Origin of the sequence: Mycobacterium sp. 1165196.3 (assembly GCF_001673415.1) — a bacterium.
Taxonomy (GTDB): domain Bacteria; phylum Actinomycetota; class Actinomycetes; order Mycobacteriales; family Mycobacteriaceae; genus Mycobacterium; species Mycobacterium europaeum_A.
The window spans coordinates 1-854 of record NZ_LZLU01000084.1 but is presented as its reverse complement, the minus strand read 5'-3'; the positions used below and the strand labels follow the sequence as shown (position 1 = coordinate 854).

At 71.8% G+C, this 854-nt stretch carries 1 protein-coding gene; it reads right to left on the bottom strand.

Translation table 11 applies throughout. The features are described 5' to 3' along the window. The coding region (locus A5659_RS08580) for an ABC transporter ATP-binding protein (protein ID WP_156748921.1) at positions 1 to 854 on the bottom strand (854 nt) is incomplete at both ends.

Below are 854 nucleotides of genomic sequence, written 5' to 3'. Positions count from 1 at the left end.
CCTGGCGGCGGGCGATCGTGGAGAACTGGTGGGGCTTGCTGGTGTGCGCCGGGGTGCCCAGTTCGGCCGGCGCCTCGGTCCGGGTGGGCGGCGGCGGCCTGTTCTGCGCGAGGAAGCGGCGGTTGGCCTCGTCGGGATCGGCGCCCACCTTGGCGAAGATGTGCGCCCAGTTGGTGGTGCCCATGGCCGCGCCGATCTGGCCGGGCGGGCCCAGGTACGCCGTCTTGCCGCCGGGCGCCATCAGCAGCACCTGGTCGCAGACGTCGAGGTAGGTCAGCGAGTGGGTGACCACCAGCACGACGCGGCCGGCGTCGGCGAGCTGTCGCAGCATGGTCATGACCTGTAGATCCAGGGCCGGATCCAGCCCGGAGGTCGGCTCGTCGAGGATCAGTAGCGACGGACCGGTCAGCAGTTCCAGCGCGACCGAGGCGCGTTTGCGCTGGCCCCCGGACAGGTTGTCCACCCGGGTGTCCGCGTGCTCGGTCAGGCCCAGCTCGTCGAGCACCTGGGCGACGACCTGTTCGCGGTCGGCCTTGCTGGTGTCGGGCGGCAGGCGCAGCTCGGCGGCGTAGCCGAGCGCCTGGCTGACGGTGAGCTGGCGGTGCACGACGTCGTCCTGCGGGACCATGCCGATCCTGGTGCGCAGCGACGCGTATTCGGTGTGGATGTCGTGGCCCTCGAAGGTGACCGTTCCCGACGACGGGGTGGCGTACCCGGCGATCAGCCGCGACAGGGTGGTCTTGCCCGCGCCCGACCCGCCGATCAGCGCGGTGAGCGTGCCCGGCCGCGCGACCAGGGAGATCCGCTCCAGCAGGTTCTTGCCGTCGACGCCGAAGTTCACCTCGCGCACCTCC